This is a genomic window from Chlamydiales bacterium (assembly GCA_031292375.1).
Lineage (GTDB): Bacteria > Chlamydiota > Chlamydiia > Chlamydiales > VFKH01 > JARLHF01.
Window position 1 is genome coordinate 47,277 of the sequence record JARLHF010000049.1, and the last position, 17,295, is coordinate 64,571.

Below are 17,295 nucleotides of genomic sequence, written 5' to 3' on the forward strand. Positions count from 1 at the left end.
TAGAAAAAAAAAGAATTCTTGCCAATGATTTTGCAGAGTCGTTACTATTCAGGTATGAAAAAAGAATACACAGAAAGTTCTATCCAAACAGTCGATGCACTAACGCACATCCGCATGCGCTCTGGCATGTACATTGGCAGGCTCGGCGATGGCTCGCATCATGATGATGGCATCTACATTCTCATTAAAGAAATTATCGACAACGGCATCGATGAATTCATTATGGGCAATGGCAAAAAGATCATTGTCACTATCGACTTTTCTTCTCACTTAGTGGAAGTGCGCGATTTTGGAAGAGGCATTCCTCTTGGAAAAGTTGTTGACTGCGTAAGTCAAATCAATACAGGTGCCAAATACAACGATGATGTCTTCCAATTTTCTGTTGGACTAAATGGAGTGGGAGCAAAGGCTGTCAATGCTCTCTCCTCTTCATTTATTGTAAAAAGCTACAGAGATGGGGAAAGTTTTGAAGCCCATTTTTCAAGAGGTGTTTTACAATCAGAAAAACGCTCTAAAAGTAAAGAGCCCCAAGGCACCTATGTCTCTTTTATTCCCGACTCTGAAATTTTTAAAAAATACCGCTTTCAAGAGCCTATCATCTTAAAACGCTTATGGCACTATGCTTACCTCAATACAGGACTCACCCTTGAGTTTAATGGCAATGCGATCTTCTCCGAAAATGGCCTACTCGACTTATTAAATAGCGAAATCAAAGAAGACCGTATTTATGAGCCTCTTTACTACAGAGGCAAAACTCTAGAATTTGCATTTCTTCACACACATAGCTATGGAGAGAGCTACTTCTCTTTTGTAAATGGACAGTACACTGCAGATGGAGGCACGCATCTTTCTGCCTTTAAAGAGGGCATTCTCAAAGGCGTTAACGAGTATGCAAAGAAATCTTTTCAAGGCCTCGATGTTCGAGAAGGTATCTTTGGAGCTATTGCTGTTAAAGTTAAAGACCCTATTTTTGAATCACAAACAAAAAATAAGCTCAGTAATACAGAACTTAGGTCCAGCGTTGTACAAGAAGTCAAAGATGCTATTGTTTCGCTTCTTTATCAAAACCAAGAAAGCGCAAAGCGCATTATTGAGCGCATTGCCTTCAATGAAAAACTTAGAAAAGAGCTTGCTGCTGTCAAAAAAGAAGCTTCAGAAAAGCAAAAGAAAATCTCTTTTAAAATACCTAAACTGCGCGATTGCAAATTTCATTTTACTGACCAAAATTTACTTGCTACAGATACGATGATCTTCTTAACTGAGGGAGAATCTGCAAGTGCATCCATTGTTGCCTCTAGAAACCCTCTGACACAGGCCGTATTTTCACTACGAGGTAAACCTATGAATGTTCATGGGATGAAGCTCGATCAGCTCTATAAAAACGAAGAGATGTACAATTTAATGAGTGCGCTTGATATTGAAGAAGATTTGGAAAGACTTCGTTATAATAAAGTAGTTCTTGCAACGGATGCAGATGTAGACGGTATGCACATTCGCAATCTTTTAATCACATTCTTCCTTACCTACTTTGAGGGGCTTGTAGTAGGAGGCCACCTCTATACCCTAGAGACTCCTCTTTTCAAAGTTCGCAATAAAGACAAAACAATTTACTGCTTTTCTGAAGAGGAAAGAGATCACGCCATTGCAAAATTAAAGTCAAATAGTCTAGAAATTACACGCTTTAAAGGGCTTGGAGAAATTTCTCCTCACGAATTTAAACAATTTATCTCAAAAGAAATTCGCTTAACACCCATTACGATCAATGCCATATCAGACATTAAACCGACTCTTGAATTCTATATGGGCAAGAATACACCGGATCGCAAATTATTTATAATGAACAACTTAATAAACGAACAGCTCCTTTTAAAGGAACTATCTGAGCTTACACCAAATTCCTTAAAAGCTGCAAAACAAGAGTCTTCCAATGGATGATCTAAAAGACCAGATGCAAGACAACTTCTTGAAGTATGCGTCCTACGTGATTTTAGATAGGGCCATACCCAATGTTGTTGATGGCTTAAAACCCGTACAGCGCCGCATTTTACACACGCTCTATGGCATGGATGATGGTAAATTGCACAAAGTTGCAAATGTTGCAGGCCAAACTATGGCTTATCACCCCCACGGAGATGCTCCTATTACAGAAGCCCTTGTCAACCTTGCAAATAAAGGCTTTTTATTAGACAGACAAGGAAATTTTGGTAACCTGTTTACAGGTGATCCAGCAGCAGCTTCTAGATACATTGAGACAAGACTCTCCCTTCTTGCGAAAGAGACACTTTTTAATAAAGATCTAACAGAGACGCTACCCTCTTATGATGGCAGACATCAAGAACCTGTAGCCTTCCCTGCAAAGATCCCTGTCCTGTTGATGCAAGGAGCTGAGGGTATTGCTGTTGGAATGGCAACACGCATTTTACCTCATAACTTTTCAGAATTGTTACAAGCAGAAATTGACCACCTAGAAGGCAAAGAATTTACGCTTCTTCCCGACTTTCCAACAGGCGGTATCATGGATGCATCCTCTTACGATAGAGGGCTTGGAAAAATTAAATTGAGAGCCCGCCTCCATTGTCCTGATGAAAAAACTATTGTCATCAAAGAGGTTTGCTACGGTACGACGACAGAATCTCTCATTCAATCCATCGATGAGTCTGCTAAAAAGGGCAAAATTAAGATCGACTCTATCTATGACTTTACAGCAGAAAATGTAGAGATAGAAATTAAGCTTCCAAGAGGACAATACGCACATCAAGTCATCGATGCACTTTACGCCTTCACAGAATGCGAAGTTTCTCTAAGCTCTCAAGTTCTTGTCATCAAAGACAACTTTCCTTGGCAAACAGATGTTCATGAGATTTTAAAGCTCCACGTGGAACTCTTACAAGAGTATCTAAAGCGCGAACTAGAATTTGAAAAAGCACGCCTTCTAGAAAAAATCTTCCATAAAAGCTTAGAGCGCATCTTTATCGAAAATAGAATCTATAAACGCATCGAAGAGATTGCAAACTATCAAGAGATCCATGCAACCATTGCCTCTCACTTACTCCCTTTCCACGAAGAACTCTCTCGCATACCTTCCCACGATGACAGGGAAAAGCTTTTGAATATTCCCATCAGACGCATTTCACGCTTTGATTTGAATCAAAATAAAGAAGAAATTGAGCGCTTTGAAAAAGAACTTGCCAAGGTTGAAAAAGATTTAAAACAAATTAAGCGAGTAACCATTTCCTACCTCAAAGGCCTTCTTACTAAATATGGCAAAGATTTTGAGAGAAAAACAGAAGTACAAACTCTTGAAGAGGTAGATAAGAAAGCAATTGCTAGCAAGAAGCTTAAAATTTTTATCGATCCAGAAACTGGTTTTGCGGGAACAAAAGTACAAGGCGGGCTATCTTTTGAATGCACCAATTTTGATAAACTCTTATTTATTTTTAAAGATGGCAGCTACGTTGTCATCAATATACCAGAAAAGCACTACCTCTATCATAACAACTCAGAGCTTGTCTTTGCAGGTGTTGCCGATAAAAAGACTGTTTTTACTGCTCTCTATCTAGATCCAAAAACTAAATACTTATATGGCAAGCGCTTTATCATTGAAAAATTCATACTAGACAAAGTCTACAGATTCATCGATGAAGATACTCTCTTTAAGGGCATCACTCAGGCAAATAACGCTAATCTCAAAATCAATTTCAAGCCAAAAGCAAACCAGAAAGTGCACCTCTTAAACTTTAAGATAGAAGATATTCTTGTTAAGGGGGTTTCTGCAAAAGGCATCCGTATTTCTGACAAAGAAATCAAAACCTTTTCTTTGGATACACCCATTAACCTGGAGTGCTTATAAATTCATGGGCCAATTTGAATTTAGCTCGCTAAGTTCATCCTGAACATACTCATACTCGTCTAAACTACACCCTCTTGCAGCCGCTTGAGAATAAAGCAGATCCGCTTTTTCTCTATCTTGCTCTACACCCACACCCCAATAATAGCAAAAACCAAGCAAATATTGGCTAACAGGATTAATATGTTCAGAATTGTTAAAACAATTAAAAGCACCTTCAGAATAAATTTCAGCTAGTTTTTTATCAATGCCACATCTGTTTCTATATAGACTATAGTATAAATCTATTTTTCCTTTTTCAAATGCGGCCAGATAGCATCCTCCCTCTACCGCTTTTTCAAAATAAGAATAATATTCCGAGCTAGAAACTTGCTTTTTACAAACCAACATTCCCATGCAATAATTAGCGTAAGCATACTTGTTAGCCATTGCTTTTTCATAATGCTCTATCCCTATCTTTTCATCCTTTTTTACGCCCAGGCCTTGTATATAACAGGTTCCAAGCATGCATATAGCAGGCGCATATCCCTGATCTGCTGCAGGCCGTAATCTCTCTACAGCCCTGACGGGGTCTTTAAAAGTATGTATCCCCTTTTGAAAGGAATAGGCAAGCAATGTTTGTAAAAATGATTTCTCTAATTTCTCTTCAGGCGTAATCGCTGAAGAATCAACTTTCATTCGAATATTTTCTTGTGAAAGAACTATTTTGATAAATTCTTTTACTAAACCATCAGAACTACAGGTAATTAAATACCACTGATCTGTAGTGAGTGGAAGGATGTCATCTTTTAGACTGCCTCTGGTAGTATATAAAGAGAGGATCGTATTAGTAAATAAATCAGCATTATAAGAAAAAATAAACTTTAATTCTTCCTTTATGTTATTTGCAAGTCCACCTAAACCAAACTCTTTTGCAAGCGCCAGTAATTCACAATACTGATCAATCGTTGCATGTACAATCATTTCTTTTGAATGGTACAAAGAAAGGTTAATCCAAGATTTTGAATCAATTAGTAAGGGCTCAAGTTCATTTTTCCGATCCACTCTAGTATTATGTAAAGCATGTAATGTACGAATAAGCACGTTCATATTATTAGAGCAAATAAGTTTTAAATGCTCTGTAACCTGAGTTTTTAGCTCATCCATATTGAATCTATCTGCAAGCTCTAATAAAGCAAAATGTTGGTCGATAGTCATTAATGATTCATCAAGCCTACCACAACAATAGTCAAAAAAAGGTTTTGCATCCTCAACTGAATAGGGAAATTGCATAGGTTCTTTGCGATCTGTGTTCAAATAATTTTCAAATAATGATCCTGGAGGCAATTTTGCTAAAATACTAGGATGAATTTCTAGCTCTTCTCCATTTTTACAACATACTTTTATATTTTCACCCTCTAAAACAGACTCTCTTTCAACTGAGGATGGCAACAAACTCTCTATAGCAAAAGTTTTGCATCTTACTATTTCAATACGTTTCATGATAGCATCCCATTCACCACTTACTTTGTAATGAGAATGAAAGTGCCGGTTAAGTTTTTCTATTGCAGGAAGCTTGTCAGGAGAATCTTCAAGTTGAGTCAGTTTATCGATAAGAAAGTCTGAAACGGTAGTAAGACGCGCTCCATCATTTTTACCAAATAGTCGTTCTATCAGCCAACGAATTCCTCTGGGCTTAGGTGCAAAAGCGGGATAATATTCTCCGTTTAAATTTTTCTTAAGTTCAACACGTTCACTCTTAAAATCAAACTTATCTTGAGCAACTTTAGCAAGAAAATCGTTAAGTTCAGCAGTCATTATGCACCTAAAAATATATATACTTTCATCAAGTCATACCATAAAACTCTATAATTACAAATAATTTTAATAGCTCATCTCATTCAATAAAGACATCCTTATTATTAAAATAATTATTTTATCTTAAGAAATTATGGATTTATGATAGGATAAAACTAAAAGGAGTAAATATCATGAGCGGTACTTCAAGCGTTGACAACTCACCTAATCTTGATCCTAATTTTAACCAACCCAAAGGCCCAACAGGTAGCCCCTCTCAAGCCTTTACACCGAAATCTTCCAAAGATACATCTACAAAACAATCACCTCTAGATCTTGCAAAAAGCCAAGCTGCAAAGAAAGGTGCCGATAAGGCTGATCCTACACTTGCAACTAAAGCAGGGCGAGAGGCTATTGTTAAAACTATCGAGCAGGGTGTAGTCTCTAATATGGTAAATCAAAACTTCGATACCATGCAAAAAGTGCAACAAAATGCCAAAAAGCAAGCAAGTCAAAATAGCTAGAATTTAATCCCTCCCATGCAGCAAGAAGAGAGCGAAACGATTACGGTATCAGAAGATGAAGTAGGCATGCGTGTCGATAAATTCTTAGCCTTGCGCTACCCAGAACAATCACGAACATACTTTCAATACCTCATAGAAGAAAAACTTGTTCTCATTAATGGCGAGCCAATAAAAAAACGAGAGAAGTTAAAACTTGATGATGAAATAGAGGTGGAGTTTGCACTCACACCTGAGCTATCTCTAGAACCAGAAAATATCCCCTTAGACATTGTATATGAAGATGAATACATCATTGTCATTAATAAGCCAGTAGGCCTTGTTGTGCATCCAGCTCCTGGAAATTGGTCTCATACCTTTGTCAACGCCCTTCTCTATCATTGTAAACACCTAAAAGATGTAGGAGAACCTCTCCGCCCTGGCATTGTACATAGGCTGGATAAAGAAACATCAGGGCTTCTAGTTGCAGCAAAAACAAAAGAGGCACATCAAAAGCTAGTTGCTCTATTTGCCTCTAGATCCATTTACAAAGAATACTTAGCTATCTGCATTGGCATACCAGAAGAATGTGTCATTACAACACATATTGCAAGGCACCCTATCCACAGAAAAAAAATGTGTAATGCACAAACTGGAGGCAAGCTTGCCATTACAAGATGCTATCCTATTGCAAAGCTCAACTGCTTTTCTTTAGTGCAATGCATACTAGAAAGTGGTCGTACACACCAAATACGCCTGCATATGCAGGCTAAGCATGCCCCTATTTTAGGAGATAGCTTATATGGCAATGAAGGGCTAAATAAAAAACATTCTACAACAAGACAATTGTTACATGCCTATCGCTTGGGCTTAAAACATCCCATTACAGAGAAACCCCTACTCTTCGAAGCACCGATCCCAAAAGATATGCTTACCATCATACAAAAAACCATGCCCTGTCCCCATATACCAATAAGATCTCATACTCCTTCTCATTCAGCGTGTTAAGATACATTTTCCTTATCTATAAATAAATCTATCACTTACTCGCAGAAAAAAAATTATAGCTGAATATCTCTTGGCTATTGTATGGTCGAACTTGCGAACGATTCAAGTTATAACCCACCTAATTTTGAGGTCTGACCATGAAAGATTTTGTTGCCTATATTATTAAGAACCTAGTTGACCACCCAGATAAAGTTAAGATCAATGAAATTGGGGGTACGCATACTCTCATCATTGAGCTTTCTGTTGAAAAATCTGATATTGGAAAAATCATTGGTAAAAAAGGAAAAACGATCAATGCAATCCGCACACTACTTATGTCCGTTGCTAGTCGAAATGGCCTTCGTGTAAACCTTGAAATTATTGAAGAGCCAGGAACAGAAGGCCACTTCGAGGCTCATCATCACGAATAATATAAGAAATTGATTTTTGAACTTGTTTGTGTATATTAAGATTGGACTGAGTAGGACTCGAACCTACGACCACCCGCTTAGAAGGCGGGTGCTCTATCCACTGAGCTATCAGTCCAAGAGCGCTTATTCTATCCTCCTAGCCTCTTATTTTACAAGAGAGAATTAAAGAGAGCAATTCCTGAAAGCAATTTAAAAAAACATTGCAATATTGATTTCTAAAAAAAATAGCCGTTAACGATAAGAAAGCTCCTTGAATCCAAATACAAGGGGCATTATACAAGGAGCTTTCGCCCTAGGTATACATAAACAATTCTTGAGCTTGTTTGTGTATATATCCAGAACATGATTTGTAGGCTGAAGATCTTAAATTTCTATGCCGTTTCTTTTCCTTGTTTCTTTTCCTGCTTCTTGGCTTTGCGCTCTTTTGGAGTAAGTGCAGGCTTCTTCTTCTCTTCTTTACGATGCTTTGTTACTTCTTTAGTCATATATAACCTCCTGTGAACATTTCGAAGCTACTTGTTAATAACTCCAACGATAAAAGATATTATGCAGTATTCGATTTTTCTAAAAACACTTTTTAGATTTTTTCTCATTCGAGCCTTCTAGAACGAAAATTCCTCTCTAATAGACTCCTGTTTTTTGAGGCTTTAGACCTCGGGTTTATATTGGAGATCGTAAAGATACTCCGTTTTTGGAGTAAGCCTTTTTTTGGCTTCATTTTTACGCTCCTTGGTTAAGGGCGCGCGATTACATTATGTCTAATGTTTTTTATTTACAAAGTACATAGGATCTGATACAAGCTGTTGCTTTAAACTACCCGTATTGGTAGGGCTTTCTTAAGCAACTTGTTTTGGAGTATATATCGTGAAAAAGTTATGTCTTCTCTTCCTATCTACTAGCTTAGCATTTTCTTTCTCTCATCTCTACGCATCTGCATCCACTACATCTGTAATCACAATGTCTGTGGCCCCCATCAATGAGCTTGCTATTTCAGGAGCCTCTACAACGCTTGCAATCACTAGCGCAACGGCAGGCACAGCTCCTGTTGATGCCGAGTCTAAAGGCCTAACCTATGCAATTACAACGAACCAAACTAACAAAAAAATCACAGGCTCTCTTGATTCTAACATGCCTTCTGGAACAACACTTCAATTAGTCCTAAATGCTCCAAGTGGAGCTACAAGCTCTGGCTCCCAAGCCCTTTCAACAACAGACATCTCTCTTGTAACGGGCATATCACACCTTGCGCAAGCAGGTCTTGGTATGACTCTAAACTTTGGCGCAACACCTGCAGCCGGAGTTATCTCTTCTTTTAACCGCACTGTTACTTTGACTCTTTTGGATGGTCCTTAGTACTTACGCTCAATAGAATTAAATTAAAAATTTAATTTACAATCATTTCCGATTTGTGATAAGAATAATTTTATACGCGCATTGGACTTCTTGCATAATTTAGGAAAGATTGTAATGAAAAATAAATTGTCTCTTACTTTGAGCACACTCTTATTTCTTACCTCTAACATCTATTCTTCAACTTCTACTACATCCGTAATCACAATGTCTGTAGCCCCCATCAATGAGCTCTCTATTTCAGGCTCCTCTGCATCACTTACAATTAACAGCGCAACAGCAGGAGCATCTCCAAACTCAACTGGCTCTACAGGTTTTACTTACGCTATTACTACAAACCAGGCCAACAAAAAAATTACAGGCTCAATTGACTCCAATATGCCATCTGGAACAACACTTAACATCATTCTCAATGCACCACATGGCGCTACAAGTGCAGGCGTTCAAGCTCTTTCTACAACAGCTACAACATTAGTTACTGGGATTTCAAAACTTGCACAAAGTGGACTTGCCATGACTCTTGGCTTTGCAACACAACCCTCTGCTGGAGTCATCAATTCTTTCAATCGTACAATCACTTTGACACTACTGGATGGCCCTTAAATTATACGACAGCGCACCCTCGTCAATGAATTGGATCTTTCTTGATTTTTGTATTGCCTCAAACGAACAAGATTTCTTTTCTCCGGGGCGTATGTCGATGATACATTCTCTTGCTTTTAATGAAACACCCTCTGGAAGTTCACATGAATGAATAATAACTTCCCATTGTCCTGGCCTTAAATGCTTAAAGACAAAAAGGCCTTGCTCGTTTGTTACCATCTGCATCTTCTCTTTTATTCTTATAGAACGAAGTACTATAAACGCCCTATGTACACCTTTTAATGCACCACTTTCACGGTCTATATAACAAACTCTACCAGAAATTTCGGCCTCTTTAACCATTTGAATATTACAATTAGTTACCCTACCCTCTTGTACAGCAATTACCATGGGAAGTGGCTGTAAAGAAACAAAACCATCTAATTGCGCCTCCAAATTCAAGTAATAGTATCCAGCACCTAGATGAGAAAAACAAAAAGTCCCCCTTGAATCTGTTAAAGAGCGCTCTTGATTACACATTACACTTTTTCTAGCAATAGGAAAGCTGCCAGCTGAAACAATACCTTGAACTGTTCCTCCACTTTTCTTGCGTCCAATAGGAATATTTAAGGGAACTGTATAAGTAAGCAACATTTCTACTTCCGTAGATTGTTTTGTAGGAAATGCGACATGCCCAAAAGATGAATGAAAATAACGAGTAAAATCTTCTCTATTCCAAAATCCTTTTAATTTAAGTGCATGCTCGTTTGGAAAAACGTATTTTACTTCGCCGCTTGCAAAATTTCTCTTAAAATCTTTGGTACGCCATGTATGCTCATAAAAGAGATTATAAAACCAATTCTTATAACCACAGAGAACCAAATTAACACCATAAACTTGTGCCCATTTAACACAATCCACAATCATTTGGTATCCCTGCCTAGAATAAATAGCATACATTTCATATGAAGATGGCCTATAATGGATGTAGAGTTGGTAATTTTGCCAATGATGATCTTTGTTAAACACGCGTCTATTAATATGCTTTCCCTGCTCACAAACACCTTGCAGCATCCATTCACAGATAGTTTTATTAAAAACCAAGCTTAAATAATTGGTTGTATAGCTAATATCCTTCAATGGGTCCTTTACAACAGCATTATTATAAGAAAGAGATGCATAGATATCATATGGAAGAGGTGATGAGAGTGTAACCCATCTATTTTTATCTCTGGTAGCTCGTTCTTTGTTGGGATCACGATCTAAATTATAACTGTAATAATTTTGAGAAATACTTGCTTGCACCCTTTTATAGATGGGAAAGCCAATACTTGCATTGGTCTGTCTTGTATCACTGTAAAAGCCTACAAAACGAGGAGGTGCATAAATATTTTGAAACGTATACCAACACGACTTTAAAGGCTCTCCTTTTACATAAACATAAGTTGCATAGCGTGTTTTTTCATAACTAGAAGTTCCCTTACTTACAGCACATTCAGTGTCTATTTGAGCTTGCTTACAAAAAAACAACTGACTTCTTGCTGAGTATGTATGCGCACTTCTTGGCTGATCTAATTGAAAGGCAGCCTGCTCACCTTGATCCGTCTTTAACTCACTCAAAGAGAACCTACACCATTTAGCAGGCTTATATGCAGCATAAAAAGCGCCATTCTTTTCTGCAAAATAAGAAGAATCTTTAACATACATAGTGCCTACTTCAACAGGCCCAAAATAACCTGCATAACCAGCTCCCCAACCATAGCGAAAACTCATTGTCAATGGAGTCATCGTATAAATTCCATTACCAAGATAAATATTTTGTGCATGATCACAGTAGCGAAAATAAGCATCTTCCTGCACGCATGTTAAGTCATAGGCAACATCTACTTGTTGAATAAATGGCGCTCGAAAATAGTAATCAATATGCCTATCCTTATTTTCATCCAAGTACCCACATCCTTGAGAGCCCACATAAACTTGTTTTTTTCCTCCATAAAATCCAGCTCCTAACTCAACTGAAGATGGATAATAATTATAAATGTCATTTTTAGAATACCCTAAAGGGAACATATCTACAAGTGTTGTATGTGCAAAAACAACCTCCTTAGAACATATATCTAATACGTGCAAAGTTACAGTATGCGCTATATGGCACTTCACATTACGATCTGTATTCACTAGCACTTTTACACATCTTGCCTCTCCTGGATGTAATGTAATGCGCGGTGTTGGGCTAATATAGAGAGGAAAATGAAAGTGCTCTTTTGCAGTAATGCAAAGGTCGGCAGAAATATTTCCCCTGTTTTTCAAATAGAGTGTGATAATATAACTCTCGCCAAGAAATCCATGTTTAGGAACATCTTCAACACACGCTTCTATTTCTGTTGTAGCCCCAATAATTATTTGAAACAAAGATTTTTCTATGAAATTATGCCCTTCATCTTCTTTTAAAAAATAATAAAGGTCGTATATCTCGCTACAAGCACTTTTTGGAGCCTTTACTGCAACAAGTTGTAAAAAAGACTCTCCTGGCTCTAAAACAATTGGAGCAAATTCTTCTGGTATAACTGTCCAATCAGTAGGCGCTTCTATACCCCCTTTTAAACATACTTTTTTTTGAGAATCATTCGTGATTAAAAAGCTTGCCGTTGCAACACCGCCACTTTCTATTTCTGTAACTTGTAAAGATTGTCTCTCTAAGCGAATGCCCTCATTTGAACCTGCAAAAATGTTCGTTAGAAACATGATACAAAATAAAAATAAACTGCTCACAAAGAAGCGTTGCAATTTCACTTCCGTTATTTTTTAACTTTCTGAGTCCTTGATATCTAACGTATATTGGGTGCCAAACAAAGCCTTATCTCCCTGATCAAAAACAATGAGCGTCATATATTTTCCGGGTTGTAGATCAGAAATGTCTGGAGCATATCTGACAGAACACGTAGGATAAATGCGCCGCTTACAAAGCTCTGCTTTCTTGATGCACTTGCCTTGTAAATCAAACACTTCCATATGCATCTTGGGCTCCATTACAAGTGTACCTGTATTGAGCACATCAATAACGAGCAAAGTCTTTGCATCTTGCCTTACAAGTTCCTTACTAACAACTTTTAAATCGTACGCTCCACTGCCTCGTATATTCGTGATGAGCTGGAAACCATATCTAACAACGGTTTGAACGTCAAGACTTTGTTCTTCTTTACTGCCTTGATTTACAACTTCATCTATTGGCTCTATTAAAATTAATCCCCAATAAGTCCCCTGCAACAGGCTATCACAGGGCACTACAATTTTGTAATAAAAGTTGACTTGGCTACATGGTGGTATTTTTAGCAATTCAGTGCTTAAATGCGTCCAAGGAGCATTAGAGCGCAGATGGCTCCCAGGATTTGAGTAAAACGTCTCGCCAGATGCATTATAAAGGTAATCAGCAAGAGATACTTTGACACTTGCAACTTCATTTCCTGCATTAAAAATAGGAATAGAGCCTTCAATTACATTTCCAGGCAGTACATCTCTTTCAAATGTCATTACCTCCGGGATTTTTATTTGAGAGGCAAATATAGGAACTTCTATCAAAAAAAGCAAAATCCCTATACAAAAGAGGCGGACAGGAATTTTACACACAAAATATAACATGTTTTCTCACAGGATATTTTTTCTCACCATCTTATCTGGATACTTCTTTTTTTCTAACCTTATTTTTTCAAATACTATCTTAGAACACCCAGATGAGCATGTCCTTAACAACACATCTTCATTGACAATACACACAACAAATCCCCAGCCCCTAATCATCACTAGTTGCTTTGCAGGAAATGAACCCCGTCCTCTTTCTTCAACTACAGCAAGCTACACAATTACAAGTGATGCTCATAAGACGTGTAAAATTTCAGCTTTTCTAAATAACAGGATGCCGCAAAATACATCTCTTGCAATTCAGCTAGCAGCGCCTTCTGGAGCTCAAAGTACAGGCATGATAATGCTTTCTACTATTCCTCAAAACTTAGTACTTCACATTCCACCCCATACAAATGCTACACTACCCATTACCTATCTATTTTCCACCAAGTGCCAAGCAGGTATTCTCCCACTTACCACCAAAATGGTTACGTTCACCCTCGATACAGAGTAAAATTGCAATAAAGTCTGTTTTGAATTATCATCTTTGCTGATTCATCTTAAGTTAAAAACAAGTCAAGTATATGAAAAGCGTGAAAATTAAAGATTTTTATATTGGATCCGCAACCCCTCTTGCCATTATGTCAGGTCCTTGCGTAATCGAAAGTGAAGAGCATTGCTTAAGAGCTGCGGAAACTTTAAAAAATATTTTCTCTAAGCGTGATATAAATCTTATTTTTAAATCAAGTTACGACAAAGCAAACAGGTCAGCAAACGATACCTTTCGAGGTCCCGGCCTTCAAGAGGGCCTACGTATACTAGAGCGCGTACAAAAAGAGCTCGATTTGCCAATAATTACAGATGTTCACTCACCAGAAGAAGCAAAAATTGCAGGGGCTGTTTGCGACATCATCCAAATTCCTGCTTTCCTATGCAGGCAAACAGACCTGATCCTTGCTGCAGGAGCCACCAAAGCTGCTATTAATGTAAAAAAAGGGCAATTTATGGCTCCTTGGGACATGGGAAATGTTGTAGACAAACTTTTATCCACTGGTAACGACCGCATTATCTTGACAGACAGAGGCACATCTTTTGGCTATAACAACTTGGTCTGTGATATGAAGGCAATTCCCATCATGCAAAAGTTTGGCTACCCAGTATGTTTTGATGCATCTCACGCTGTACAACTGCCAGGAGGCCTTGGTAAAAGCACTGGAGGCCAAAGAGAGTTCATTCCAACACTTGCAAAAGCTGCCATTGCTGCTGGCTGTAATTGCCTTTTTATTGAATCCCATCCAAGTCCAGCCAGTGCAAAAAGCGATGCCTCTAGCGTGCTTGACTTCAAAGACTTACCCTCGCTTCTTTGGCAATTAGAAATGCTTTATAAAACATGTCTACTTACTCCCCCGAAGGATCTGTGAAAAAAAAACCTCTATTAGACTTCTTGCGTAATTACATTTGCTTGTTAAAAATTTCAATTTTAACAAGCAAAGCTAATTATGCAAGAGGTCTATTTTTCTATTCTATCCTCTCTGTTTTTGTAATAAGTCTTTTTCTTTTAGCTACTCTATTTTATGTAACAAATGAGGATGCTCTTCTCTATCAAGATCTTATGAAAAAACATTACATGTCTTCCAACCGTTCATCCTTTTTAAATACAAAACAAAAACGATCCGTTGTACACAAAGAAATTTGGCTTACAAAAGAAAATTCAAGACATAAAATAGATATTGAAAGTCCTTATTCCGAAATTGTCATCGTAAACCAAGCACATACATCCACCATCCAAGAAAAATTAAAAAACGCCAATCTTGTCATACAAGAAAAGCTCTATTTTAACCTTGATAAACCGATGCAAGAAATTCGTCATCTCTCTGCAGAAGAAGCAACGTTCTCCTACCAAGACCGATTATTTATAGCAAGCAACGTTGCATTATCTTCTTTTTCTTGTCCAGGACACTCTCTACCAAAAAAATTAAATTCTGAATTTCTTACAATGAAAGGACAAGCTAGTAAGGTCTATTTTAACGTAGACCAAACAACTTTTGATCTCAATGCAAAGGATTTAAAAGCAAACTTCTTTCCAACTAAAGACGCATTATGATCTGCTTATTAACTTGCCTTTTACTTGCAGCTACAACACCTACTGTCATTGAATCGGATCTTGCAAGCTACGATGGGAATGAAATGACTCTAAAAGGCAATGTGCACCTAGAGCATGATTTTGGAGAACTTTCTGCTGGTATTGCACATATAACCAAAGACCCTTTTGCAAAAGAATTTCAAAAGCTTCATCTTGAAAAAAATGTGTTCTTTTCTTTTCCATCTGGCAGTATACTCACCTGTGAAGTACTCGATATCAACATAGCAAATGGAGATATAGAGCTTAAAAGTACAGCTTCGTCACCCTGGGTATGTTTTGATGGTGTTTTAGAAAACAAGGCTATCAACCTAAAAAGCCCTAAAATTGACATTTCGCTTCAAAAGCAACCAGGAACCGTAAAACTTCAAGACTATATAGAAAAGATAGAAGCATTTCCTTCCGTAACAGCCTCCTACCAAGACCTCTTTCAACTTACAGCAGGCATGGCCATCTATCACAAAAATTCTGGTCTTCTTACATTTCTTCCTCAAAGTGAGCAAGAGTTTTGTAAGGTACGCTTTCAAGAAACAAGCGAGATTCTCTCTTCTAAAATTACCATCAACCAACAAAAACATTGCATTACCTTTGAAGAGCCAAAAGGCACTCTTACATCCCTTTCAAAAGATGCCCCTCTCTCTTTTTCCTCAAAAACACTCGATTGGAATGAGCCTAAAAATCTTCTTACACTTCATAACGACGTTGAAATTCAATACCTTCAAAGCACCATAAAAAACGATGATAAGGTTTTGCTTTTATTAGAAAATGATGGGAAAAATAATAATTTAAAAAAAATCGAAAGCTCTGGAACAACTCATCTACTTCATGAACCAGACCAAAGTGTTGTTTGCATAGGAAAAGTCAGCATCGATCATGCAAATGCATCTATGTGCCTAGAAGGTGACTCTCTCAACCAAATTACTTATGAAGACCCAACAAGCACACTGCAAGCTGATCGCGTCACTATTGATTATGCTCAAACCGATGGGAAAACACGTCCTTCTAAAATCACCTTTTTTGGCAATGTCTCTTCAATAACAAAAGCTTCCGCAGAAGATCTGGAAAATGATGAGATTCTGCGTTATGCTATGGCGGACCTTGTTTACTACTTCCCTGATAAAAAAGAAATTGTTCTCAAAGCATTTCCAGGGAAAAAAGTTCTTTTTTTTGATAGCACAAAGAAAATAGAAATCAGTGCCGACGAAATCTCTGTAAATAAAAACTCTGCAAACCAAAAAGAGCATATTAAAACAAAAGGACGTGTACGCATGGTCTTTGATGAAAAAGAGACGCACCTCTTTAAACAAAAATTTGCATTGGAAACAAAATAATGTCTATCCTTTTAAATGTAAACAGTCTGGTTAAAAGCTATCAAGGAAGACGCGTTGTAGATGGTCTTTCTTTTGAAATTCAAAAAGGTGAAGTAGTAGGTCTTCTAGGGCCCAATGGCGCTGGAAAGACAACCGCCTTCTACATGACAATGGGTCTTATTCGCCCAGATGAGGGCAGTGTAGTTTTTAATGATACAGACGTAACACACTATCCCATGCATAAACGAGCCCTTATGGGAATGGGATACTTAGCACAAGAACCCTCTATTTTTCGTAACCTGACTGTGGAGGAGAATTTACTTTGTATCCTAGAGACACAAAACCTCTCTACCAAAGAACAAAAATTACGTTTACAACAGCTCTTAGAAGAGCTTCACCTGGAACACCTTGCAAAGAAAAATGCCAATGCTCTCTCTGGTGGGGAGCGAAGACGACTTGAAATCACAAGGTCTTTAATCACCAATCCTTCCTGTTTGCTACTTGATGAGCCCTTTGCTAACATCGACCCTATTTCTATCAATGATGTGCAAACACTCATCAGACACCTTGCAGCAAAACAAATTTCTGTACTCATCACTGATCACAATGCAAGAGAAATTTTTGCCATCGCTGATCGCTGTTACCTTGTACAGGCAGGAAAAGTCTCTCTTTCGGGAACAGTGAATACTCTCATTACAAGCGAAGAAGCAAAAAAAACTTATCTTGGCCAATCTTTTAAACTTTAATAAAA

14 protein-coding genes, 1 tRNA gene and 1 pseudogene are annotated in these 17,295 nt (G+C 37.8%); 12 read left to right on the plus strand and 4 right to left on the minus strand.

Annotated features, from left to right (window positions below; genetic code table 11):
• Window positions 1-54: 54 nt before the first annotated feature.
• Window positions 55-1,851: pseudogene (locus tag P4L16_06280) on the plus strand (DNA topoisomerase IV subunit B).
• A 76-nt stretch (window positions 1,852-1,927) separates the two neighbouring features.
• Window positions 1,928-3,850: a DNA topoisomerase IV subunit A gene (locus tag P4L16_06285; GenBank protein ID MDR3624730.1), complete on the plus strand. Its 1,923-nt coding sequence runs from the start codon at window positions 1,928-1,930 to the stop codon at window positions 3,848-3,850.
• On the opposite strand, the gene P4L16_06290 is transcribed toward P4L16_06285, so the two are convergent.
• Window positions 3,845-5,644 carry a hypothetical protein gene (locus P4L16_06290; protein MDR3624731.1) on the minus strand — a complete coding sequence of 600 codons (1,800 nt, stop codon included), beginning with the start codon at window positions 5,642-5,644 and terminating at the stop codon, window positions 3,845-3,847. The genes P4L16_06285 and P4L16_06290 overlap by 6 nt on opposite strands.
• A 173-nt stretch (window positions 5,645-5,817) precedes the next feature.
• Between P4L16_06290 and P4L16_06295 the strand changes: the two genes are divergently transcribed.
• From P4L16_06295 to P4L16_06305, 3 genes are all read left to right on the plus strand, one after another.
• Window positions 5,818-6,147: a hypothetical protein gene (locus P4L16_06295; protein ID MDR3624732.1), complete on the plus strand. Its 330-nt coding sequence runs from the start codon at window positions 5,818-5,820 to the stop codon at window positions 6,145-6,147.
• Window positions 6,148-6,162: 15 nt separating this feature from the next.
• The gene (locus P4L16_06300; protein ID MDR3624733.1) at window positions 6,163-7,131 is read left to right on the plus strand and encodes an RluA family pseudouridine synthase; all 969 of its coding nucleotides are present in this window, start codon (window positions 6,163-6,165) and stop codon (window positions 7,129-7,131) included.
• Window positions 7,132-7,268: 137 nt separating this feature from the next.
• Complete coding sequence (locus P4L16_06305; GenBank protein MDR3624734.1) at window positions 7,269-7,541, plus strand: KH domain-containing protein; 273 nt, start codon at window positions 7,269-7,271, stop codon at window positions 7,539-7,541.
• Between the two features lie 42 nt (window positions 7,542-7,583).
• Here P4L16_06305 and P4L16_06310 read toward each other — a convergent pair.
• Window positions 7,584-7,656, minus strand: a tRNA-Arg gene (locus P4L16_06310).
• A gap of 749 nt (window positions 7,657-8,405) precedes the next feature.
• On the opposite strand from P4L16_06310, the gene P4L16_06315 reads away from it, so the two are divergent.
• Window positions 8,406-8,894: a hypothetical protein gene (locus tag P4L16_06315; protein ID MDR3624735.1), complete on the plus strand. Its 489-nt coding sequence runs from the start codon at window positions 8,406-8,408 to the stop codon at window positions 8,892-8,894.
• 114 nt (window positions 8,895-9,008) lie between these two features.
• On the plus strand, window positions 9,009-9,494 hold the full coding sequence (locus P4L16_06320; GenBank protein MDR3624736.1) for a hypothetical protein: 486 nt from the start codon (window positions 9,009-9,011) through the stop codon (window positions 9,492-9,494).
• On the opposite strand, the gene P4L16_06325 is transcribed toward P4L16_06320, so the two are convergent.
• Entirely contained in the window at window positions 9,477-12,218 is a 2,742-nt protein-coding gene (locus P4L16_06325) for a hypothetical protein (protein ID MDR3624737.1), read from the minus strand. The genes P4L16_06320 and P4L16_06325 overlap by 18 nt on opposite strands.
• A 60-nt stretch (window positions 12,219-12,278) precedes the next feature.
• A complete protein-coding gene (locus tag P4L16_06330) occupies window positions 12,279-13,004 on the minus strand; it encodes a hypothetical protein (GenBank protein MDR3624738.1) in 726 nt (241 codons plus the stop codon).
• Between the two features lie 106 nt (window positions 13,005-13,110).
• On the opposite strand from P4L16_06330, the gene P4L16_06335 reads away from it, so the two are divergent.
• The 5 genes from P4L16_06335 (at window position 13,111) to lptB (ending at window position 17,290) form a co-directional block, all read left to right on the plus strand.
• The gene (locus tag P4L16_06335) at window positions 13,111-13,608 is read left to right on the plus strand and encodes a hypothetical protein (GenBank protein ID MDR3624739.1); all 498 of its coding nucleotides are present in this window, start codon (window positions 13,111-13,113) and stop codon (window positions 13,606-13,608) included.
• Window positions 13,609-13,678: 70 nt separating this feature from the next.
• The gene (gene kdsA, locus P4L16_06340; protein ID MDR3624740.1) at window positions 13,679-14,515 is read left to right on the plus strand and encodes a 3-deoxy-8-phosphooctulonate synthase; all 837 of its coding nucleotides are present in this window, start codon (window positions 13,679-13,681) and stop codon (window positions 14,513-14,515) included.
• Window positions 14,512-15,198: a hypothetical protein gene (locus P4L16_06345; GenBank protein ID MDR3624741.1), complete on the plus strand. Its 687-nt coding sequence runs from the start codon at window positions 14,512-14,514 to the stop codon at window positions 15,196-15,198. The genes kdsA and P4L16_06345 overlap by 4 nt, the downstream gene beginning before the upstream one ends.
• Window positions 15,195-16,565: a hypothetical protein gene (locus P4L16_06350; protein MDR3624742.1), complete on the plus strand. Its 1,371-nt coding sequence runs from the start codon at window positions 15,195-15,197 to the stop codon at window positions 16,563-16,565. The genes P4L16_06345 and P4L16_06350 overlap by 4 nt, the downstream gene beginning before the upstream one ends.
• Entirely contained in the window at window positions 16,565-17,290 is a 726-nt protein-coding gene (lptB, locus tag P4L16_06355) for an LPS export ABC transporter ATP-binding protein (protein ID MDR3624743.1), read from the plus strand. The genes P4L16_06350 and lptB overlap by 1 nt, the downstream gene beginning before the upstream one ends.
• Window positions 17,291-17,295 lie beyond the last annotated feature (5 nt).